Below are 24,075 nucleotides of genomic sequence, written 5' to 3' on the forward strand. Positions count from 1 at the left end.
GGAATACACATAATGACATCAATCAAGCTCTTTTCCTCTTTAACACTTTCGTTTTGTTTAGCTTCGTTATTGGGTTGTACAGAGCCTGAAACCCTGTCCGCCTCTCCCTCTGCTGCAGCAGAATCAAAAGAAGCCAACCTTTTAAAATCTGGGCTTACTGAACGCATTCGAATTGAAGGGCAAGAGGTTGATTACCAATCTTTAGAGCAAAGACAAGCGCATTATGATGTACCTGGTGTGTCTGTCGCGTTTATGAAAAATGGGCAACTAGCTTGGACCATGCAAAGCGGCGTTAAAGATTTGACTTCTGAATTGGCTGTTGATGAAAACACAGTGTTCCAAGCCGGAAGTATTTCTAAACCCGCATTTGCAGCAGTATTGATGAAGTACCGCGAAGATAACCCGCTAGATTTAGATGCAGATGTTAATACCTTACTCACCAGCTGGCAGTTGCCTGAACATGAATGGACTGGGCAAGACGTTGTTTCTTTACGCAGATTGTTAAGCCACACGGCGGGTACCACAGTACATGGTTTTCCTGGTTACGCAGCGGGCGAACCAGTACCTAACTTGCAGCAAGTGCTAGAAGGTGCATTTCCCGCCAATACCGATGCCGTTGTTGTTGATATTCAACCTGGCACGCAAATGCGTTATTCCGGTGGCGGTACTACGCTTGCTCAGCTTACCTTGCAAGACGTAGCTAACGAGCCCTTGCCATCTATGTCACAACGGCTTTTGTTTAAACCTTTAGGCATGACGCGTTCTGGCTTCGAACAACCCATATCGACCAACTTATCAAACAATATGGCTACGCCGTATGACGGAGACGGTGCGCCAATTAAGGGTGGCGCCCATACCTACGCCACATTAGCAGCTGCAGGCATGTGGAGTACGCCATCAGACATGTTGAAATTGGCAAGCGGCGTGCGCAGTGCGTATTTAGGGCAGAAAACCGACTGGATATCGCAAGCCACCGCGCAGGAAATGTTAACCAACAATACGCCGAGTATTGAGCCACCCAATGTAGGAATAGGCTTCTTCATCAATATGGATGACAATGGGGAGATTCTAGGCTTTGGCCACGGCGGCGCAGATGCTGGGTTTATGTCGCAGCTATATATTGAACTAGATACGGGCAACGGCTACGCCATTATGACGAACGGCAATAACGGCAGGCAGTTAATAACTGAACTAGAAATACGGCTAAAAGAAGCGTTAAAAGTAGGCTACTCGAAAGCTGAAGTTAGGAAGTTAGTACCCATAAGCCAAAAGGAACTGAGTAAATACATTGGAACCTATGTGGTGACTAAACCTGTTAACGTTAATGTGGTGCTAGAAAAAACAGCCAATGGTTTTGTGCTTAACGCCTTACCTTACGTTGAGAATGAAGAATATTTTCATGAGGGTGGCGGACGATTTTTTGCTAAGAATGGGAGTAGTATTCGGTTTGAGGGTGATGCTGAAAGCGATGGCGGATTGGTTAAGGCGCTTGTGATGGATGGGAGTATTCGGGGTGTTAGAATGAATTAGCGTTAAGGATTGATGCGCAATAATGAAATCGGTAACCGATAAGTAATTATGTAACTCTTACACCTAAGATTAAAGATAAAGGAATATCAATGGAATACAATTTTGCTTTAATAGCCTCTCTTCTCTTCGTCATCATCCTCTTGATGGTTGCACACCGATTTACTACAAAGCAGCGACTTTTCAATAAACTCATCAGCAACGCAAAATCTCGCAGTATGAAAATACTGAGAGAGGCAAAAGCTAAACAAGCCGAGACAGACGCTGATATAGAAAAGCGTATCGAGGAGATAAATGCCCGCGAAGCGTCCTCAGAAGCACGAATTGAAAGGCTAAAAGAAGCTGATAGAGAAATTCGCGCACGATTAAAAGAGTCTAGAGCACTAATTGAAGATATTACTGACCGAAGCTGTCAGCATGCTGCGGACATCGAACTACTAACAGAAGAAGATCTTCAATCAAGTAAGAGTTATGTGGACGACAGAAAGGCAGTTAAAGCGAGGCTAAAGAAACTCGCTACTGATGCTATCGAGAACGTCAGAGGTCACAATGCAGATGTAAACGTAGGTAAGTTCGTGGCTATTTCTGCGAAGGCAGACATGGCAGGGGCATTACTTCTTAGTGTAGTAGAAATGCTATGTTCCAAGGTAACATCATCAAGTGGTCACCTTGCAGCGGAAAAGCTTGCAGAGACGATCATAGCGACTGAAGCGCTAGTTAAAGCAATTGATAGCCGAGCGGAAATTAATGGCGAAATGAAAGCACTTTTGATGAAGCGGCTAGAGATCGAAATAAATTATAAGAAAGCAAAGCAGATAGCAAAAGAAGAGCAGCGAGAATTAAGAGAGCAACAGCGCGAAGAGAAAAAAGCACGTGAAGAGGCAATGAAAGCTCAGAAGGAGGCAGAAAAAGAAGAGGCGATTAAGGCGGCGGCAGTAGCCAAACTTGAAGCTGAATTGGCCGAAAAATCAGAACAAGAACGACTGGTTTATCAAGAACAACTTGCCGCACTTAAATCTGAATTAGCACTAGCTCACGAAAAAATGGAGCGCGCAAAAAGTCGCGCTCAAGAGACGAAACAAGGCCACGTGTACATCATCTCTAATATTGGAAGCTTCGGAAAAGACGTACTTAAAATTGGCATGACAAGGCGCTTAGAGCCAATGGACCGTGTAAGGGAACTTGGTGATGCATCTGTGCCCTTCACATTTGATGTACATGCTCTTATCGAGTCAGATGATGCACCGAATCTTGAATCAACATTACATAGAGTGTTTGACACAAAACGATTGAACCAGGTAAATCGCCGAAAAGAGTTTTTCAGAGTATCAATTGAAGATATCGAACAAGAGTTGAAAAAAATGGATATCGATGCGCTTATTTCAAGAATCCCTAGCGCGGATGAATATTATCAATCTCTCAAAATATTTGATAATGATAGCGCGAAATTATCATTAAACGACGAATTAGAAAAGGCTGAAGCGTCAATATGATTTGCATTCATAAGACTATCAAGTTGTAAGTACCAAAAACAATCGTTTCAAATTAAGGTATTTTTACTGTGGACAGGAGTGGTGTTACTTACTTCTGCTTAGTACTTATTGCTGCCGCTTTAAGCGTCGATTCGCTTTACTTTTTCACGCACCAGTTTTGTGAAAATCCCAAGTGTATGACTTGGCGGCGAAAAGCTGTACTATTCCAATAGTGATTCATTTATATGCAGTTCTTAGGGACCGCATCATTTAAATGTTAGGCATGTGTTGTATATTGGCGCCGAAAGCAAGCTTCAAGAGGATAGGCAGTAATTTTTTATGGATATTTTGTATTTCCTAATTTCTACATTCGTACTTTTAGGTCTCTTAGGATATTTTACAAATTGGAAATTTTGGGGATGGATTGATATTCTATATTATCCCCTCGGGGCTATTGGTGTTGTTCTCGTCTTCTTTCAAACTGAGTCAGATAGAGCCGGAATTAAACTACTTGAGCTAGAAAACGAAGCTACGAAACAACTGGCAGAATTACAAAATAAAAAGCCTGTATTTGATGATTATACAAATGAGGATTCCTTAATAAGCCAGTTTGGAAAACATTTGACTCATATTTCAGATTACTCAAAAGCATGCGGAAACTACCATCGCTCTAGGTTATGTTCAATTTCTCAAAATTTATCCCCCGTAACCTCTAAGTATGAATCTTTATTTAATCAGAAAAATGGAGTTGAACGAGTTTATACCGTTTGCTCTCAATCACAGTCATTAATCAATGAAGTTGTCAGCATAAAAGCCTTGGATTCAATATTTACTTACTATTTGCCAAAATATTATTCTATGGGACTAGAGCAGGGCTTCCATCAATCTAACTATGATGAAGTTAATGACTTTATGCAAACTTTTGATAGACAAGCAGAAAAGGAATTTCAAAGGGAAGTTGTAAATGACTCTTTCGACAAAGAGTCACAAAACAGATTAAAGGAAAATTTTGAGGCTAGTTTATATTTTTCGAAGTCAATTTTACGATCTTTAAGTGTTTGCTTTAGAGCTCCAGAATCTGTCCGTAATGGATATTTAATGAATTGGAGGACAGAGATAGAGCATAAACAAGGTAAGCTTAACGATGTAAAAACTAAAATAAAGATAAATAAAGATAAAATATCGAATGACACTGCAAGTATATTTAGCTTTTTCTATTGGCCTTATATTCTTATTTTGGCTTTATCTTTGAAATTTGGTAAAGCAGTTAATGGAATTCGCCCTAAAGATAAGCCTAACAATTCATTCAAAAAGACAAAAAAAAGTTGGCTTTTGTTCCTGCGTCGTTTATTTTAGCCAACATTTTTGCCTATTAACGAGGCGTTGAGCGTCTGCCGTTTGTTTAAAGCAGACTTCGAATACTAAACATAAGAAACTCCAATCTACGCTCACATCGGCCGTTTACGTTTAAATACTAGAAATTAAAGATAACAAAAAAGGCGAACCACTCGGTTCGCCTTCCAAATCAATCAAGCTTTCACAGCAAAGCTACTAGACCACCCTATTCCTCAGAATAGCTCTCAATGCTAGGGCAAGAACAGATCAGGTTACGGTCGCCGTAAACGTCATCAATACGGTTAACCGTTGGCCAGAACTTGTTTCTGTGTACTTCTGGTGCCGGGTACGCTGCTAGCATGCGGTCGTAGCTGCGGTTCCAATCGCTGTCACAGATATCCGCTAGTGTGTGCGGCGCATTGTGTAGCGGGTTGTCAGTGGCATCCCACTCACCGCTTTCTACTTTCGCAATTTCTTGGCGAATGCTAACCATGGCGTTAATGAAACGGTCTAGTTCGTACTTCGCTTCCGACTCGGTTGGCTCAATCATAAGCGTACCCGCTACTGGAAAGCTCATGGTTGGCGCGTGGAAACCGTAGTCGTTTAAGCGCTTCGCAATGTCTAGCTCGGTTACACCGCTTGCTTCTTTAAGCGGGCGAAGGTCAATAATACACTCGTGCGCTACGCGGCCATTGTTGCCTTTGTAAAGCACTGGGAAGTGCCCTTCTAGCTTCTTAGCCACATAGTTAGCGTTAAGAATAGCTACTTCGGTTGCACGTCGAAGGCCAGCGCTACCCATCATTTTGATGTACATGTAGCTAATAGGCAGAATTGACGCACTGCCCCATGGCGCTGCCGATACCGCACCACAGTCTTTGCCTGCGGTTTCTACGTTAACAACCGTGTGGTTTGGTAGGAATGGCGCAAGGTGCGACTTAACACCAATTGGTCCCATACCTGGGCCACCGCCACCGTGTGGAATACAGAAGGTTTTGTGTAGGTTAAGGTGCGACACGTCTGAACCAATGAAGCCAGGTGACGTAATGCCCACCTGCGCGTTCATGTTCGCGCCGTCCATGTAAACCTGACCGCCGTATTGGTGAACAATGTCACAAATCTCGCGTACGGTTTCTTCATATACACCATGGGTAGAAGGGTATGTGATCATGGCGCACGATAGGTTGTCACCCACTTCTTCCGCTTTCTTGCGAAGGTCGTTAAGGTCTACGTTACCTTTGCTATCACACGCTACTACTACCACTTTAAGGCTAACCATTTGCGCAGACGCAGGGTTAGTACCGTGGGCAGAGCTTGGAATTAGGCACACGTTTCTGTGACCTTCGCCACGGCTTTCGTGGTAACGCTGAATAGCCAATAGGCCCGCGTATTCACCTTGCGCACCTGAGTTAGGCTGCATTGAAAGCGCGTCGTAACCTGTTACGTTAATTAACCACTCGCTTAGCTCGGCAATCATTTCTTGATAGCCCGCAGCTTGGTCTAGTGGTGCAAACGGGTGAAGCTGACCGAATTCAGCCCATGTTACTGGGATCATTTCAGCCGTTGCGTTTAGCTTCATGGTGCACGAACCCAATGAAATCATTGAGTGGTTAAGCGCCAAGTCTTTGTTTTCAAGGCTCTTGATGTAGCGAAGCATCTCTGTTTCAGAGTGATACTTGTTAAACACTTCGTGGGTTAGGAAGTCGCTAGTACGTACTAAACCTTCAGGAATAGATTTTACGTCTTGCGTGGTTACTTCTGCATCCAGACCTTCCACTGTTAAGCCGTGCTCTTCACCAAGCAGTACGTCGAATAGCGCAACAATGTCTTCACGTGTGGTGGTTTCGTCAAGCGACACACCTACCGCACCTTCAAGGTCTGCACGCAGGTTCATGCCTTTTGCGTAGGCTTTCGCTAGTACGTCTTCTTTGTTGCTTACCATTACGGTTAGCGTGTCGAAGTACGTGCTGTGCTTAAGGGCTACACCTTTTTCCGCACCTTTCTGGTTCAAACCAGTAGCAAGAATGTCGGCGAAGCGGTGAATACGCTCAGCGATAGTTTTAAGACCTTGTGGGCCGTGGTACACAGCGTAGAAGCTTGCCATGTTGGCTAGCAGCACCTGCGCTGTACAAATGTTCGAGTTCGCTTTTTCGCGGCGAATGTGCTGTTCACGGGTTTGTAGCGCCATACGAAGTGCTGGGCGACCACGAGTGTCTTTACTTACACCAATAATACGGCCAGGTAGTGAACGCTTGTAGCTGTCGCGTGTAGCAAAGAATGCCGCATGTGGGCCACCATAACCCATAGGTACACCAAAGCGCTGTGCACTACCAAGTGCAACGTCTGCACCTAGCTCGCCAGGCGACTTCAGCATTACCAAGCTCATTAGGTCAGCGGCTACTGCCACAATCCCTTTTTTCGCTTGTACCGCAGCAATGATATCGCTAATGTCTTTTACTTCGCCTGTAGAAGTTGGATATTGAAGTAGCGCACCGAATACGTCGTGTTCAGCTGCTTCTTCTGCCGCACCTTTGATGATTTCAAAACCGAACATTTCAGCGCGAGTTTCAACCACGTCAACCGTTTGCGGGTGAACGTCGTTAGCAATAAAGAACGCATTCGCTTTTTTGTTCTTAGACACACGCTTAGCAAGGCCCATGGCTTCTGCTGCCGCTGTACCTTCATCAAGTAATGACGCAGATGCTAGCTCTAGGCCAGTTAGGTCAATGGTCACTTGTTGGAAGTTAAGAATGGCTTCCAAACGACCTTGCGCAATTTCTGGCTGGTAAGGCGTGTACGCTGTGTACCAACCTGGATTTTCTAGCACGTTGCGAAGAATAACGTTTGGTACGTGGGTATCGTAGTAACCCATACCAATGAAAGAACGGTTAATTTTGTTCTTTTGCGCAACGGCTTTAAGTTCACTTAATGCTTCAACTTCTGTCGCCCCTTCACCACATTTTAGTGGCTCTGGTAGCGCAATACCTGCCGGTACAGTTTGCTCAATTAAATCGTCTAGTGAGCTTGCACCAATAGCAGACAGCATTTCTTCAATTTCGCCTTTACCCGGGCCAATGTGACGGCGGATAAATGTATCTTTTTGCTCTAGTTGAGCCAATGTAGGGGAAGTATTCGACATAACGTTGTTAAGCACTCGTAATGGTTGCCGCAAGGGCGCGTTAAATCTTTAAGTTAAAAAGGGGCTGAATTATCTTCATGCCCCTTTTCAAATTATGGTTCTTTTAAAACTGCGTAACGAATTACTCTTCGTCGATGCTGTTTTCGTAGCCTTCAGCGTCTAGTAGACCTTCTACTTCTGCCGCGTCGTCAGCTTTAATTTTGAATAGCCAACCGTCGCCGTACGGGTCAGAGTTAACTAGTTCTGGTGAATCTTCTAGGTCTTCGTTAATCGCTACAATTTCACCTGAAATTGGCGCGTAAACGTCAGACGCTGCTTTTACCGATTCAGCAACACATACGTCGTCGCCAGTGCTTACTGCGTCGCCAACATCTGGCAAATCAACAAAAACCATGTCGCCAAGTAAGCCTTGTGCGTGCTCAGAAATACCTACAGTGAAAACACCGTCACCTTCAGGGCGAACCCATTCGTGCGTAGCGGCATAGCGTAAATCAGTTGGGATGTTGCTCATAATCGTTCCTGTTATTCTCTGTTAACTTATAAAACACTTTTTCCATTGCGAACAAAGGAGGGCTTAACCACTTTTACTGTAACCCACTTTTTGCGCATTTCCACTTCTACTGTTTCACCAACATCACTTGGTACTCGTGCCATCGCAATCGAGTGACCTAGTGTTGGAGAAAACGTACCTGAAGTGATAACGCCTTCGCCGCTTTCTGTTTTCACTTTAAGACCGTGACGCAGCACGCCTTTTTCAGTCATCACCAAGCCTACTAGCTTGTCGGTACCCGCTTCGCGCTGCGCTTCTAGTGCTTTACGCCCTACGAAGTCACGATCAGCCGGTTCCCACGTAATTGTCCAGCCCATGTTAGCCGCTAGTGGTGATACGGTTTCATCCATATCTTGGCCGTACAGGTTCATGCCAGCTTCTAGGCGAAGTGTGTCGCGAGCACCCAGGCCGCATGGCTTAACGCCCGCGTCTAGTAGTGCTTGCCAGAAGCTTTCCGCTTGCTCCGCTGGCACCATAATTTCATAGCCTGCTTCACCGGTGTAACCTGTGGTGGCAATGAACAAGTCTTCTGCTTGTACACCAAAGAATGGCTTCATGCCCGCTACCGCTTCTTTTTGCGCTGCGCTGAACAAGGTGGCTGCTTTTTCTTTTGCGTTAGGGCCTTGTACGGCAATCATGGCAAATTCAGGGCGCTCGGTGATGGTTACGTCAAAGCCTTCTGCTTTGCTCATTAACCAGTTCATGTCTTTTTCGCGCGTTGCTGAATTAACCACTAAACGATAGTTAGTCTCGTCGAAGTGATAAACGATAAGGTCGTCTACAACACCGCCTTCTTCGTTAAGCATGCCGCTGTATAGCGCTTTGCCTTTGTCTTTTAATTTTGCCACGTCGTTGGCTAAAAGGTACTGAAGATACGCTTTGGCTTGCGCGCCTTTTACGTCAACAATGGTCATGTGAGACACATCAAACATACCGGCGTCTTGACGCACAGCGTGATGCTCTTCAATTTGTGAACCATAGTTAATTGGCATATCCCAGCCGAAGAAATCGACCATTTTCGCACCGGCTTCTAGGTGCTTTGCGTGTAGGGCGGTGGTACTAGACATTCCACTTACTCTTTTTAATTTGAAAGGTAGAAAACGAAATTGAGTATAGTGAGCTAACGTTTATGCAACAAATTGGAAATTTTTATCAATACATTTAAAAAGCAAATGTATTAAACACTGAACATCAGAAATACAAATATTCAGTATAAGTAAGAGTTGGTGAAGACTCGTCAAACTACTGCAGCTACTTGCCTTTTCTAATGTGGCAGCACCGACTTTAATGCGACAGCACCAGTTTTACTGCAGCAGCGCAGACCAACAACAAAAAATGCGCTGAAAAGCGCATTTCTTTAAACAGTTGAACCGTGAGCCACACGGTAAAACACTGGTATTTACCAGCGTTGTTTTTTACAGCCCAATACGGCGTAATAAGCAATAAAGCAGTAGCAAGGCAGCATAATCGCGTAGGCACTTTGACCACCTACTAGCTCACTAGCTCCGCCGTAAACCATGGGCAAAATGGCACCACCTGCAATACCCATAATAAGTAGTGCCGAACCTTGTGCAGTGTATTTACCTAAATTATTTAGCGCCAGCGGCCAAATTGCAGGCCACACCATGGCATTTGCCAAGCCAAGAAGCGCAATACACGTCACGCTGTTAGGTAAGAAAGGAAGCGATTGCACACCCGTCCATCCCCACAACACTTCAGAGATCCCAGTATCAGTGTTTGAGCTCATTAGAATGCATGTGGTAAAAACTACGCCCAATACCGCAGAGCTTAGTAGCGCCGTTTGCTGAGAAATAAATCGAGGAATACAAATAAGGCCTACTGCGTATCCAATAACCATAGCAATCATGGTAAATGACGTTAGCGTGGTCGCGTTTTCTACGCCAATTGAAGAGCCATACAACCCAATGGTGTCGCCAGCAATAACTTCTACCCCAACGTAGAAGAACAGGCTTATTGCGCCCAATACTAAGTGTGGGAAATGCAGGATCTTTTTATCTTTATTTGAGGAAAGCGATGCTTCCGCAGTTTCGCCTTCTGCTTGCTCATCATTAATGGCTGGCAATGCAAGGCGCATAAATACCAGAGCCAGTACGCCCAATGCGATGGCCATTGCAACATAAGGCTGAATAAGTGAGACAGACATATCATTAATTAGCGTGGCTTTTACCTCTTGTGGCATGGCGTTTAACGACTCTTGATTTACGTCAGGCAAACCACTTAACACTAGACTAGTAAAAACAATAGGAGCCAGCACGCCAGCCGCTTTGTTAAGAAGGCCCATAAAGGCAATGCGAGCGGCAGCGCTTTCTTCGTTACCCAGTCGAACAATGAACGGGTTTGATGCAGTTTGGAGTATGGTCAAACCGCTACCTACCACAAATTGTGCCAGCAAAAACACGGGGAACATGGCGCTCAGCGCGGCAGGTACAAACAACAAACATCCCACTGCAATAATGCTAAGCCCTAAACTCACGCCCTTCTGGTAGCCTGTTTTTTCGAGGATCTTTGCCATGGGTAGCGCCATCACTACGTAAGCGATGTAAAAACAAAAGGCGATAAGCAACGCTTGCATTTCGGTTAGCTCGCACACCATTTGCAAAAACGGAATTAATGCCCCGTTTAACCATGTAATGAAGCCGAAAATGAAAACAGTAAACCGATACTTAAAATAGGTACAAAGCGCCCCATTCCTGTTGCGTTGGGTACTTGCGACTGAGCTTGTGTTGTCATAGCAAAGATCTCTTATTTATTATTATGTTGTTAGTTAGCGCAAAGGCGTTTAATTCCGTTCTGCCACACTTCTAACAGAGTATTTTCGTTGTTTATCGCTAAAAAGTTAGCGCGCTTTCCTACCTCTATTTCACCTACCCTATCATGTATTTTGGTGAAGCGTGCTGGCGTTGCGCTTGCCATGGTACTGGCATGTTCTAATGCGATATTGATGTCGTTAATGCTGTTCGTTACTGCGCCGTGCATATCTAAACAGCTACCAGCTAACGTGCCATCGGGCGTGGTTAACTTGTTACCTTGGCGCGTGATATGAGTATCGAAGAACGCGATGGTATCGTCGCTTGCGCCCACGTGGGCCATGGCGTCAGTTACTAGCATTAATTGATGCGGCCCTTTCACCTTATAAGCCAACTCTACCGCTTTCGGGTGAATGTGATGATGGTCCACTATTATCCCGCACACGCTGTTGTTAAGTAGCGCCGCCCCCACCATTCCAGGCTCTCTAGAAGTCAGTGGCGACATGGCGTTATAAAGGTGGGTAAAGCCTGATGCCCCAGCGTCTAATGCATTCTGCACGGTTTCAAAAGGTGCGTTTGAATGCCCTAAAGCAACAATAACTCCTTGCCCCACCAAATCTCGGATGATGTCGCAAGGCACGTTTTCAGGCGCAACGGTGATAAGGACTTGCCCAATATCTCTTCGGGTATAGGTTGCCAGTTCACGGTCTGAAAGTGCGCGAATATAGCGTGGCAAGTGCACGCCTTTTTTCTCAACAGAAAGGTGCGGCCCTTCAAAGTGAACCCCCTCAACACTGGGGTGCGCCTGTGCAATGGCCTCGCTTACTGCATCTGCCGCTTGCTCAATGGTGTCTATATCGTCGGTAATGAGAGTTGGAAACAATGTAGTGGTGCCGTATTTCAAGTGCGCTTCGGCCATCACGTTTATGCTTTCAAGCGTAGGAGCATGATTAAACATTGCGCCCCCACCACCATTTACCTGCGTGTCGATGTAGCCTGGAATAACTGCACCGCGTATGCGCTCGTTGATTGTCGCCGTTGCGTCTTTCTTAAAGTAAGAAAGAGGTGCAATGTCAGCTATCACACCCTTTTCAATGCTCAGCACCTGATTATGCTGCCAGGCACCGTTCATCAGCACCTTTTCAGCCAGAATAATGGTCTTCATTGGGTTTTCGTTACCTTGTTTAATCCGGGTGGCGTATCTGGGTTCAAACCTAATTCAACGGCAATTTTCTCTATATCCAGATAGAAGCGTTGCATTAGTAAAAGTGCGTCCAGCCTTGGGTGTGAAGACGTTACTCCGCCTTGCAGATCTATACACTCACCGCCACGGGATCTCACATCTTGCACCATGTTTTGATGAAAAGGTGCGCTCTCATCTTCTATGTTTAACGAAATAAGCTTCAGCTTTTTCTCAACTAACGTCACTGGGCCATGGATGAACTCTGCACTGCTAAACGCTTCGGCATGTATACCCAATACTTCTTTTAATTTGAGCGCTACTTCTCGCCCAACCGCATAGCCAAAGCCACGCCCTAAAACAATGGTGTTTCGCGTATTTTCTAAATGGGCTTTTGTTAGCTGAGACGGCGCATTGATCACTGCCTCTAGCTGCGAAGGCATGGCTTTTAGCGCATTAAATAGCGAGGTATTTTCGCTCCAACGGGCACACAAATGAAGAAGCGCCGACAGCGTTGCTAAAAAGCTCTTAGTAGCCGCAACCGCCTTTTCTTCCCCGGCAGATAAAGGAATAACGGCATCAGCCAGCTCGGCTAATGGCGACGTTTCATCATTCACGAAGGCAACCGTAAATGCCCCGCCGTTTTTGGCCGACTCGGTTTGCTTTAGTATGTCTGGGCTGCGACCAGATTGAGAGATGATAAAAGCTACTGCCCCCTTCAAATTTAATTGGCGTTTGAATATGCCTGCTATTGAAAGGGCGGCACTGCACACTGGAATACCCATTTCGGTTTCAAAGAGATACTTTCCAAACACGCCGGCATGATCTGACGAACCGCGACCAATGATGTAAATTAAGTTAGGGTTTAATTGCTGTAACCTACCCGCTAACTGACTGATCGCTTCATCATTCTTATCTAACTGCTGTGCAATAACTGACGGAAACTCTCTGGCTTCTTTTGCCATTATAGATAAACTCATTTCTCACCTTCTTTGTGATTAAACGCGGCTTTTGCATGATAAATAGCACCTTGTTGCGGCGTAGCTTTGCAGGGTACTAAACGCGCTTTGATGGATTCTGAAAAATAGGCTGAATAAACATTGCTAAGCCCACCTATCATGGCTAAACAATGGTTGTGATCTGCAAGAAGTCGCTTTGCCATACGCTCAATGTAAACGGCACCCTCTTCAAAAAGTGCGGTAACCTTGTTTTGCTTTGTGTATAGCAAAGGCAGCATACGTTCTACCAAGGCGGCATAGTGATGGGTGTTAAATTCCGCACATTTCGCTACAATTTCTTGGGTACATGATGATTGCAGGGCGTTACACACTTCTGCTGCAAGTTCATCCTTTTCTTCCAACTCATCTAAACACAATAGCGTGTGCTGAACGGCCTTTAAGCCTAACCAAGCCCCACTGGCTTTGTCGCCGATAGGAAAACCGTGCCCACCAACATCTTGAAAAGATTCACCTTGCCACATGGTGCCCGATGAACCCGTACCAATAATTATCGCTGCTCCCGGGTTTCCGTTATGTGCGCCAACACATGCGGCGTGTAAATCGCTTAACACGTGTAGCGAATGAAACGGGTGCTGCCATTGTTCAAACTGTTGCTTCGCAGACTCAATGTTTGCGCCAGCTAGACCGGCGCCTACCACGCACTGCGACAGCGAAATTTGCTCAAATGTGTTGGCGTTCCCCGCATTCGAAATAGCGATATTAATCGCATCTACTATCGACGCTTTAGCTAAATCGCTATCGCGCATAATATTGGCGGGGCCACTTACGCCCTCACCCAAGACATTTCCGTCAACGTCTTCTAATCGTGCTCGGCACTTGGTGCCACCACCGTCTATGCCAATAAAAAATAAATCAGAGCTCATTTAAACATCTCAGTATAGTTAAATGCATAGATGCACTTGGTAAAACATGACAGCGCTGTCATTTTAACCAATAAAAACAGGCGCTTACAGCTGCACCTGTCGACTCATTTGCTGTGTTCCCGCAATTCTGGCGCGAACAGTTACGTTCCCCTTCACTTCAACAGGAGCAGTAAAGGTTTCCCACTTGTTACCTGAAGTTAAATACTCCATCGTATGACCAGACACTGACTTTATATGTAACTTACCATTGTTAATTACCGCTGCTGGCGTAGGTACACGCACATTCACTCCCTGCTGCACTAGCGCGGGTGCATGGCGGTTGAATAACGCTAACTCAAACGCTTGCCAGTCGCTTGCTTGCTGGTTTACTAAACCGCCTTTTTCATGAAGTGCTTTCGCGTTTTGTTGCCATGGTGCGTAGTGCCAAGCCCGTTCAGCCAAGGCCAATAGTCGGGGAAACACCATATATTCCACGGCATCTTGATTCACGGTGACTTCTGACCACAGCTGCCCCTGAATACCGATTACTGATGATGTGTCGGCCTCAGCAGAACTGCTGTAACTGTGGCCCATACGGTCGGTCCATAACTCGGCATGAAGCGGCAGCTGTTCTGGCATAAACGAAAATACTTTTTCGGTATTGGTTGCCCGCGAACCCCAGTAATAACCGGGCTCATAAGGATTACTTTGGTAAGGAAAGTCGAAATAAAGCACGTCTGGAAACGAAAGTACTACCGGAATATTTTCCTTCGCAAAATGCGATACTGTTTTCTCTCCACCTGCTGCAAGCAAATGCCAAACGTTGGTATACGCACTGCTGTTATCCAGTGTATTTACGGCTTTTTCCATGCCATCGCTCCAGCCACCAATTGCTATATTGTGCTTTTGCGCAATTTTCTGCACTTCGGTAACAAACGCTGGCAGTATTTCATCTGCTTTTTGGCCTTTCGCAGCGCATACAGGAGATTCCACCCAAGCACCGGCGGTTTCATCGGCGCCAACATGGAAGTGCGTCAACGGAACGTTGGCCTTTTCATGCAGTGATTTCACAGAAGTAAGTACGGTTTCGATAAAATGATAGCTGCTATCTAAACAGGGGTTTATGGTGTTATCTGAATAGAATTGAACGCTTTCATATTGGGTTTTATCTTCTTTATCTACCAATAAAAATTCATTTGCAGCATCTGAGTTACCCTCTGCCATAAGCCGCTTGTAGCGCGCATTCATAGCAACAATTGCTGCGCGGGCATGGCCAGGCATATCAAGCGACGGAATAACTTCAATACCGCGCGCATGCGCCATTGTTAAAATATCAATGTAGTCTTGCTGGGTAAGAAAGCCGTTACCTGTAGCACTTTTAAAAGGCCCGCTTCCCAGCTGAGGTAGCAAGCACTGTGTTTCAGACAAATCGTGGCATCGAAACGCACCAATTTCGGTAAGTTCGGGCAAAGCATCGATAGCTAATCTCCAGCCCTCGTCATCACTTAGGTGTAGGTGTAGCTTATTGAGCTTATAGGTAAACATTTGGCGAACAAAAGATTCAATTACGGCTTTTCCTGGAAAGTGTCGAGCAATATCTAAGTGCATTCCGCGAAATTCAAATCGTGGTGAGTCTGCAATTTCAGTGATAGGAAAGCGGCCTTGCTGCACATCAAATACTTGCATTAGCGTTAACAGACCGTAGTTAGCACCAATGTTATCGTTGGCAATTATCGTAGCGCTTTGCTCTGTTATGCTAAGCGCATAGCCTTCTTTTGAGTTTATTGTAGCGGGGTCATTTGCAAGGGCGTTCGCATTGTTAGCGCTGCGAATAATAACCTTAAGCGGTAAGCCTGTTTTCTGGTTAGTCAGGCCAAAATAGGCCATTTGGTCAATGGCTGGAGCAAGCATGTCTTGGTCTGACTTATCAATATTAATGCCAGCGGCAGAAACAAATTTACCCGAATCATCTCTTTGACTTACGTTGGGAATAACACGGTTCTGGGCATCACCTGAAATTAGCGCTGAATCGCCCTTATTGTATAAATACGCGCTGTCCATAAGCGGTGTATTGTCGTTTTCAGTACGTTTGTACTGGGCTTGTTTGCTCCATAGGCCAGTGTGTTGATTGATTAGCAAATTACTTCCCGGCTCTTTCACACGGATTGTGGAGGCAACCACCACTGGTGATAAAGCAGGGTAAGTTAAGTAATAGTTCGGCATTGCGTCCGAGCGAGAGGCGTGCCAAAAAGGCGCAGATAGCGTTACCTTAACTTGATCACTTGCACTCACCTTATCTTCGAACGTCAGGCGGTGCAGGTCACCGTTTATATGCTCAATGCGAATTGCATTTTTTGAGTCATACCCGCGAATAGGCGCAATATGACTAAAGTAAAGCGACGTAGAGGCTTCAATGGGAGTTGCCATGGTTGCTATCGTAAGCTCTGACGAAAAGCAGTCGCCTTTTGGAATATGTACCCGGCACAAACTATCGTCCATATTACTTAATACTTCGTAATGTATATCGAGGCTTTCTCCTAGCGCATTCAAGCTGGCTTGCTGTAGCGAAGGCGTTTCAGCCATTGCCGAAGCGCTACCCACTAGTAGTAACGATAAGCTCAAGCACGCTTTGACAAAATTCGTCGAATTGCGGATCACGTCGCACATCCTTAAATCACAATTTCAGAGTAAAACAAGGGCAAAGCAAACGCCCTACCCTATGCTAAGTGAAGATAGTGAACACACGAACTATCTTCACATACTAGCAACTAGAACTTCATGCTAGCGCCAATGAAGAAACGGCGTCCATTGGCACTTTGCGTTCCACCAAGTCGCTTACCGTCACTGCTTCGAACATAGTAGTTCTCCCAGATTTCGTCGGTAAGGTTAAGGGCTTCAGCTTTAAGTGTAATAGTTTCTGTCACGTTCCAGCTTACCTGCGCATCAAGCTGCGACTGTTCGTCGCGGTACTGATCGCCAATTTCAGCTTGGGCAATAAAGTACTCAGAGCGGTAGTTGTAGTTTAAGCGCGCGCTGTAAAGATCAGTTTCGTAGAACACACCTACGTTAAACGAGTCTTTTGACGTGTTCGGAAAGCTTACTGAGCGCGTTGCGATAGTAGCACCAATGATGTTGCCGTCATCGTCTGTAACGGCAACCGCTTCATCTACTTGTGCGTCGGCCACATCCGTGTAGGTGTAGTTAGCGTAGCCACCGAAACCGTTGTCGAACACATGCTGAATTTGCATTTCGATACCGTCGATTGTGGTTGAACCACCATTCTCCGGCGTTCTTAGCTGATTGATTTGCTGACCATCAATTTCACGAGATACGGTTTTGGTAAAGATAAAGTCGTTAATATCTTTCTTAAACACCGTTACCGCGGCTACCGACGATTCGCTAAAGTACCATTCTGCACCCACTTCAAATTGGTTAGCAGTTAGCGGGTTTAGCTGCGGGTTACCAGCAGAGCCAGAGCTAGTTTCAGGCGTTAAGTTTACCGCAGGTGCTAACTGAAACGGTGCTGGACGTGTAAGCACGCGTGCTGCCGCCATACGTAGTAACACATCTTCAGATAAGTCGTACGACAAGTTGATGCTTGGCAGCCATTCGTTGTAACCACCGTCAAACGCTACCGCTTCGCCTGTTGTTAGGTCGTAACCGTTCGAAGTTGAATCGGTTTCAACGTAACGCATACCCACATTACCTCTGAAACCATCGCCACTAAATTTCGCCATGGCGTAAAGTGCAGTAATATCTTCTTCTATCTCAAATGAAGATTCATCTAAGAATTCATCGGTACGGCGGCAAAGTATAGTAGTGTCATCTGCACATTCGGCTACGCTATATAGCGCGTTGTACATGCTGTCTTTGTCAGGGAAGAAATAGCTGGCAGCCACACCGTTGGTGTTGTCGTGAGACACGTTAATCATGTCGCCATTCCAAAACGATGACGCTGGGCCAAGGCTACCTTCACCTACCGGCGCTAAGTTGGCCAAGTCAGTTCTGTAGCGAGATTGCGCAAAGCTACGATCGCGACGCTTAATACCCGTTTTGATTTCGGTTACTGCACCCCAGTCTACTGAATGCTCGTAATCAAACTGGATATAGTTTTCTTTATCTTCCGTTGCATTTAGCTGGTCGAATATTCCTCCCAACCACATTTCATCCGTTGGATTAGCTAGCCATGGGCTTGCCGTTGTAAAATCGATATACGGGTTGTCGCCACCTGGGTTGTAAAAATCGATGGCTGCACGCGGGTCGTTTGCGCTAGCCCAAAATTCAGTAAAGAAATCTCGGTTTTCGCCTTCACCCGTGGTTGTACCTAACTGGAAGTGCAACTTGCCATCACCCATAAGGTAGTGCCCCTCAATATCTACAATCTCGGTAGACATTTCAGAACCATCGCGGAAGATGTTGTCATACGCCATAAAGCGCGCCCACTCAGGGCGGTTATCTACGCCCATCATGCTAAGCGACTCTACTACGTTGTCGCTGCTCACCGTACCCGGACTGGTGTCTGTACCTGTGTACGCCACACCGCGAAACGGAATACCAATTAAGTTAGAGTTTACGTTGTCAGCTTTAAGCGTTGACGATAGATAGTGGACAGACACATCGAAGTCGTCGGTAGGTGCCCATTGGGCAGTAACATCAAAACCAACGCGCTCGCGGTCTTGCTTAAACAACGCTGAGCCCATTCCCCATGGAATAGCGCCTTTTTGTGAAGCGCCAACAGGTGCTTCAATAAGTGGGTCGATACGAGGAATGCTAGGGCCGAACCAGCCGAAGTCTTCGTTAGTTTCACGCTCTACCGTTCTTTCCTGATAAGAGCCTGAGAAAAGAATACCAAAGGTTTCGTCATCGTTTTTCCAGCTGTACAAACCAGATAGCGTTGGGTCGAGTGAATCGGCGATATCACCATACTGGCCTTCTACCGAGATTTGTCCAGAATTAGCGTCAAGGTCGAACGGTTTACGTGTTTTCAGGATTACCGTTCCGCCCAATGCGCCTTCATCAATATCTGCCTGAGACGACTTGTACACTTCTAAACCCGCAATCATTTCCGACGCTAAAATTTCGAAGTTAAAGTTACGGGTTGCGTCTGATAACACAAACCACTGACCGGTTCCCACGGCTTGACCGTTCACTAGGGTCAAGTTTTGGTCTGGCTGAACGCCGCGTATAGTTACGCCTTGCCCTTCACCAAAATCGCGGTCGATGGTAATACCCGGAACACGGGCAAGTGTTTCTGCCACGTTTTTATCGGGGAACTTACCAATGTCTTCAGCAGTGATAGCGTCAACAATAGCGTTAGAAAAACGCTTGGCATTGATGTTGGCCTTTTGGCTTCCGCGGATCCCTGTGACTTCGATGATTTCAGTTTCACCTGCTTCCTGTGCTACCGCAATAGGTGCTGAAATACTTGTTAATGCGCCCATAGCTATGGCGAGGCGAACACTTCTTGTTAGTTTATGTTGTTGGTTTTTGAACATTGTATTTACCTTCTCTCAGCCAAAAATGACAACGCTGTCATTTATTGAAATAATAAAATGACAGGCGTTGCTGTGGGGTACAGCTTTTTGATGACAACGCTGTCATTGAATGTTAACTTACATGACACAATGTAAGGCTGCAATTAATTTTTTAACAAAAAAGTAATACAAGCTTCTTAATTGTTGAAAATTAAACCAATTTTTAGAGTGAGATCGAATTTGGCTGCTACCATCAAAAGTGTTGCCGAAATGGCGGGTGTTTCGATAAAGACCGTTTCGCGCGTAATAAACAAAGAAGGCACGGTAAAACCCGACACCTTGCAACGTGTTGAAGAGGCGATAAAGGCCTTAAAATACACGCCGAATAAGGCAGCACGAGACTTAGCGAGCAAAGGAGCATCGGTACTGGGTTACGTATACGACAACCCCAACGCCTACTACATAATCGATATGCAAAAAGGCATATTGGATGTGTGTCGCAAAAACAATTTCGAATTGTTAATTCACCCGTGCGATGCAAGCTCTAAAAACATAGCGAAAGAACTGGTGGACATGGTAGACACTGCTCAATTGGCTGGCCTTATCCTTTCGCCTCCGCTATCAGAAATGCCTGAGGTATTATCGGAACTTGATCAAAACCAAATAAGTTATGTGCGTATTTTATCTGGAGACGGCCTCTTTCCATCGCCCCTCCCCTACGTGTTGGTGAACGACTTCAAAGCGGCATACGATATTACTGAGCACCTTATTGGCCAGGGTCACAAAAACATTGCTTTTATTGCAGGTGAAGAAATTCACAAATCCACCATTGAGCGTTTGAACGGCTACAAAGCGGCGTTAGAAAAAGCGGGTATTGCAATTGATGAGTCGTTAATTATTAAAGGCACCTACTCATTTGAAACTGGGGTAAAAAGCTCTGAAACACTGCTTGCCATGTCGCCGCATCCTACCGCTGTATTTGCGTGTAACGATGAGATTGCAGCGGGTACGTTGTTTGGTGCACGAATGAAGGGGGTAGATGTTCCTCAAGAACTCGCAATTGCCGGGTTCGAGAACAGTCCCTTTTCTCGTCAGACCTTTCCGCCGTTAACTACGGCATCTCAGCCAACTAATGAGATAGCGCAGCATGCTGCGGCGTCGTTAATTCAGTATTTACGAGCTAAAAAAGCCAAAGCCGCCCATGACAACCTTAACCATACTTTCATCCCTGAACTGGTAGTGCGCGCGTCAACCGAGAAACAGTAATGAACAAATTACCTCAAGAAATCGTGATTGTGGGTGGCGGAACAGCAGGCTGGATGACGGCGTGCTACTTGGCAAGAACCGCTGAGTTGATGGCCAATAACAGTAGTGTACCTGCCCCCGCCCCTAAAATAACGCTTCTTGAATCTGCGGTTATCAGCACCGTTGGCGTAGGCGAAGGTTCAACGCCTTATCTGCGCCACTTTTTTGAGTTTCTCGAAATAAATGAAAGTGATTGGATGCTGAAGTGCAGCGCCACGTATAAGATGGGCATTAGCTTTGAGCGTTGGACAACAACGGCTGAATCAAAAACAACGCGCCCCGCTTTCACCGATTCAGACAGCTATTTTCACCCGTTCTTCTCTTCTTTAGATATTCCCACCGCGGATATGTACTTCAATGCGGTAAATGAATACAGAAAAGGCGCTTCGCACGACATTAACCCGTCGCACTACTTTACTGCTGCGCACATGGTAGAAAAAGGCATTACGCCCGACGCCATTTGTAGTTCTGCGAATATTGATTATGCCTATCATTTTGATGCAGGGCTGTTAGGTGACTTCTTAAAAGAATACGCGCTAAATAAAGGGGTGTCTCATCAAATAGGTACTGTGGCAAATGTAGAATGTCATGAGCACACTATTACTGCGCTTAAACTGGATGACGGAAATACATTAAGCGCAGACTTTTTTATTGATTGCTCGGGGTTTCGAGGGCTTCTTGGCAAACAAGCCCTGTCGCGAAGGTTTACAAGCTATGCCGACACCTTGTTTAACGATGCTGCCGTAGCCATTGCCAGCGACGCAACAGCATCACCAGAAACTGCACTACAAACTCGCTCTATTGCGCTTAGTCACGGCTGGCAGTGGCACATTCCCCTAACTAGTCGCACAGGCAACGGCTATGTGTACAGTTCACAGTTTTGCACTGAAGCCCAAGCAGAAGAAGAACTTAGACTTGCATTAGAACCAGACCAATCCCATCAGCAAGCCCGACATTTGAAAATGACCGTAGGCAGACTAGAAGAACACTGGAAAGGTAATTGTTTATGCATAGGGTTGTCTCAGGGCTTTATTGAACCATTGGAAGCCACCGCACTTATGCTGGTGCAGTACGCACTGCATCACTTTATCGATTGCTGGCAAAGTAACAATCCGCGAAGAGAGGTACGCTATAATTCTGAGATAAACCGAATGTTCGATGGTATTCGGGACTACATTGCTGCTCATTACTATTTAAATACTCGCGACGATTCCGCCTACTGGGTTGCCTGTCGCGAAGACTTAAAGGTGCCGGATACCCTTTCTTATTTGCTGAATGCATGGGACAAAGGCGCCAGCTTTGAACATGCGCTCAATGAAGTAGATAACAAATTGGTTTATTTGCGACCTTCGTGGTACTGCATTTTTGCGGGAATGAAGCGCTTTTCTAATAACACAACGCCACTTGCGCAACCCAACACCCTTGCACTTCGCACTATGCGGCAATCGGTAGAGGGAGCGCATCGAGTAAGGCAACCCTAACTTGGCTAGAACGCACAAACATACAAAATTACGCCTTTCGCCCGCTTACATTTAAAAATATAATAAAAGCAGGCAAATTCATTAGAAAGTGTAATTAACTATGAAGCAGCTTTCCCTTGATACCTTACGCACCTTCGTTAGCGTTATTGAGCTTGGTGGCTACGCTAAAGCGGGCGATTTTTTGGGCCGTTCTCAACCGGCAATAAGCCTACAAATTAAAAAGCTAGAGTCGCAGTTAGACCGCAAGCTATTTACTAAAGTTGGGCAACGGCATGTACCTAGCGCCGACGGCAATTGGCTGTACCCAAAGGCGAAAGAACTGCTAGAGCTTAACGATAACATCTTTCGCAGCTTAACCCCTGCCCCGCTAAGCGGTCGCTTGCGTCTTGGCATTCCCAATGAATTTGCTTCTACATTATTGCCGGGTCTAATTGGCGAATTTTCAAAGCGCTATCCCGATGTATCACTTGAAGTGACCTCTGCTTTAAGTCGTGATTTGCTGCACCCGTCGCAGCGCGATCATTTCGATTTGATTTTGGCGTTGGTTAACCCGGGCGAACAGACAGAAGGCGAAGTAGTGTTAGAAGATGACGTGGTTTGGGTTGGCGACACGGCTCATCCATTAGTTGGCAACAATATTCCTTTGGTGCTTGCTCCCGACGGTTGTATGTATCGAAGCCGCGTTATTGAGCAATTAAAGCAACAAACCTTTGCATGGAAAATCAGCTATACCAATGCAGATTTAGGCGGGCTGGTTGCCGCCATTCAACAGGGGCTAGGCGTGACAGCTCTAGCAAAATCTAGCTTACCGGCAAACCTAGTAGCGCTAAACCACCCGCACCTGCCCAAATTAGGCAAGGTGAATATTTGCCTGTTCAATCAAGATACACAGCACCCAGTGATCAGTAAAACCCTGGCCGAATTCTTTAAAGTGAGGCTAACCCAATAAAAAAAATGGGGTCAGAGTACTTTTTCTGCCCCACCGCTCTTATTCAATTAGCTTTAGCCATCACTCGTGATGGTTTCGATAAGCTCGCCGAGTACAGTTTCGGCTTTGCTGGTTTCAACCTGACATGTACCTGCGTTCATGTGACCACCGCCGCCATACTTCAAGCACAACTCTCCCACATTGGTTTTTGAACTACGATTAGTAATGGATTTACCAATAGCAAATACCACGTTTTGCTTTTTCAGCCCCCACATCTTGTGAATAGAGATATTGCAGTCGGGGTACATGGCATAAATAACAAACCGGTTTGTCGCGTAAATGGTTTCTTGGTCGGTTAAATCAAGCACAACTAAGTTGTCGTATACGGTAGAACACTTGGCAATTTGCGCCTTCGCCATTTCATTGTGCTCGTGGTACAAACTCACGCGCTCGGCCACGTCTTCCATTTGCAGTATTTCTTCAATGCTGTGGTCTTTGCACGCATCTATTAGCTTCATCATTAGCTGATAGTTAGAGATTTTGAAATCTCTGAAACGACCAAGCCCAGTTCGCGCATCCATAATGAAATTCATGAGCACCCAATCTGTGGGCTCAAGGATTTCTTCTTCGCTAAACTGTGCAGAGTCTCCTTTATCTACTGCATCCATCATATTTACTGAGATATTAGGAAATTTATCTGCACCACCGTAATAGTCGTAAACAACGCGCGCCGCCGACGGCGCTTTCGGGTCTATGATGTGATTATCAATATCGCCTGAGTTACGCACTGTTTCGCTTAAGTGATGGTCGAAGGCAATATGGCAACCCGCAACGTAAGGCAGGTTAGTGGTGATATCATTCTCGGTAATATCAATTTTACCGTCTTGCATGTCTTTTGGATGAACAAACAAAATATCGTCAATTAAGTCTAAATCTTTCAATAAAACCGCACATACCAGTCCATCGAAATCACTTCGCGTAACCAATCTAAATTTTCTTTCAGGCATAGTTTATCCATCATTCACTTTGGTAATAATTTTAAGTGTAACAGCTAATAA

Annotated in this window: 15 protein-coding genes and 1 pseudogene; 6 read left to right on the forward strand and 10 right to left on the reverse strand. The window is 45.6% G+C overall.

Going from position 1 to position 24,075, the window contains the following annotated elements; translation table 11 throughout:
* Positions 1–12 precede the first annotated feature (12 nt).
* The 3 genes from MASE_RS13775 to MASE_RS13785 all read left to right on the forward strand — a co-directional run bounded on the left by MASE_RS13775 (position 13) and on the right by MASE_RS13785 (position 4,355).
* Positions 13–1,530, forward strand: coding sequence for a serine hydrolase domain-containing protein (locus tag MASE_RS13775; RefSeq protein WP_014950356.1), 1,518 nt, complete (start codon positions 13–15; stop codon positions 1,528–1,530).
* An 89-nt stretch (positions 1,531–1,619) separates the two neighbouring features.
* Entirely contained in the window at positions 1,620–3,020 is a 1,401-nt protein-coding gene (locus MASE_RS13780) for a GIY-YIG nuclease family protein (RefSeq protein WP_014950357.1), read from the forward strand.
* 318 nt (positions 3,021–3,338) lie between these two features.
* Positions 3,339–4,355 carry a hypothetical protein gene (locus tag MASE_RS13785; protein WP_014950358.1) on the forward strand — a complete coding sequence of 339 codons (1,017 nt, stop codon included), beginning with the start codon at positions 3,339–3,341 and terminating at the stop codon, positions 4,353–4,355.
* A gap of 205 nt (positions 4,356–4,560) precedes the next feature.
* Here the strand turns inward: MASE_RS13785 and gcvP are convergent, their stop codons facing one another.
* The 9 genes and pseudogenes from gcvP to MASE_RS13830 form a co-directional block, all read right to left on the reverse strand.
* A complete protein-coding gene (gcvP, locus tag MASE_RS13790; RefSeq protein WP_014950359.1) occupies positions 4,561–7,470 on the reverse strand; it encodes an aminomethyl-transferring glycine dehydrogenase in 2,910 nt (969 codons plus the stop codon).
* 121 nt (positions 7,471–7,591) lie between these two features.
* On the reverse strand, positions 7,592–7,981 hold the full coding sequence (gene gcvH, locus MASE_RS13795; protein WP_014950360.1) for a glycine cleavage system protein GcvH: 390 nt from the start codon (positions 7,979–7,981) through the stop codon (positions 7,592–7,594).
* 26 nt (positions 7,982–8,007) lie between these two features.
* Positions 8,008–9,087: a glycine cleavage system aminomethyltransferase GcvT gene (gcvT, locus tag MASE_RS13800; RefSeq protein WP_014950361.1), complete on the reverse strand. Its 1,080-nt coding sequence runs from the start codon at positions 9,085–9,087 to the stop codon at positions 8,008–8,010.
* A 332-nt stretch (positions 9,088–9,419) separates the two neighbouring features.
* Positions 9,420–10,771, reverse strand: a pseudogene (locus tag MASE_RS13805) (sugar MFS transporter).
* 30 nt (positions 10,772–10,801) lie between these two features.
* On the reverse strand, positions 10,802–11,953 hold the full coding sequence (gene nagA / locus MASE_RS13810; protein ID WP_014950363.1) for an N-acetylglucosamine-6-phosphate deacetylase: 1,152 nt from the start codon (positions 11,951–11,953) through the stop codon (positions 10,802–10,804).
* On the reverse strand, positions 11,950–12,948 hold the full coding sequence (nagB-II, locus tag MASE_RS13815) for a glucosamine-6-phosphate deaminase NagB-II (RefSeq protein WP_014950364.1): 999 nt from the start codon (positions 12,946–12,948) through the stop codon (positions 11,950–11,952). Before nagB-II ends, nagA begins: the two co-directional genes overlap by 4 nt.
* On the reverse strand, positions 12,945–13,850 hold the full coding sequence (locus MASE_RS13820) for a glucosamine kinase nucleotide-binding domain-containing protein (protein WP_014950365.1): 906 nt from the start codon (positions 13,848–13,850) through the stop codon (positions 12,945–12,947). The genes nagB-II and MASE_RS13820 overlap by 4 nt, the downstream gene beginning before the upstream one ends.
* Positions 13,851–13,934: 84 nt before the next feature.
* Positions 13,935–16,487, reverse strand: coding sequence for a family 20 glycosylhydrolase (locus tag MASE_RS13825; RefSeq protein WP_014950366.1), 2,553 nt, complete (start codon positions 16,485–16,487; stop codon positions 13,935–13,937).
* A gap of 110 nt (positions 16,488–16,597) precedes the next feature.
* Entirely contained in the window at positions 16,598–19,324 is a 2,727-nt protein-coding gene (locus MASE_RS13830; protein WP_014950367.1) for a TonB-dependent receptor, read from the reverse strand.
* A gap of 219 nt (positions 19,325–19,543) precedes the next feature.
* Between MASE_RS13830 and MASE_RS13835 the strand changes: the two genes are divergently transcribed.
* The 3 genes from MASE_RS13835 (at position 19,544) to MASE_RS13845 (ending at position 23,038) form a co-directional block, all read left to right on the forward strand.
* On the forward strand, positions 19,544–20,569 hold the full coding sequence (locus tag MASE_RS13835; protein ID WP_014977199.1) for a LacI family DNA-binding transcriptional regulator: 1,026 nt from the start codon (positions 19,544–19,546) through the stop codon (positions 20,567–20,569).
* On the forward strand, positions 20,569–22,089 hold the full coding sequence (locus MASE_RS13840; protein ID WP_014950369.1) for a tryptophan halogenase family protein: 1,521 nt from the start codon (positions 20,569–20,571) through the stop codon (positions 22,087–22,089). The genes MASE_RS13835 and MASE_RS13840 overlap by 1 nt, the downstream gene beginning before the upstream one ends.
* A 100-nt stretch (positions 22,090–22,189) precedes the next feature.
* On the forward strand, positions 22,190–23,038 hold the full coding sequence (locus MASE_RS13845; RefSeq protein ID WP_014950370.1) for a LysR family transcriptional regulator: 849 nt from the start codon (positions 22,190–22,192) through the stop codon (positions 23,036–23,038).
* 53 nt (positions 23,039–23,091) lie between these two features.
* Here the strand turns inward: MASE_RS13845 and MASE_RS13850 are convergent, their stop codons facing one another.
* A complete protein-coding gene (locus MASE_RS13850) occupies positions 23,092–24,024 on the reverse strand; it encodes a DHH family phosphoesterase (RefSeq protein WP_014950371.1) in 933 nt (310 codons plus the stop codon).
* Positions 24,025–24,075 lie beyond the last annotated feature (51 nt).

The organism is Alteromonas macleodii ATCC 27126 (genome assembly GCF_000172635.2).
In the GTDB taxonomy this organism is placed as follows: Bacteria; Pseudomonadota; Gammaproteobacteria; order Enterobacterales; family Alteromonadaceae; genus Alteromonas; species Alteromonas macleodii.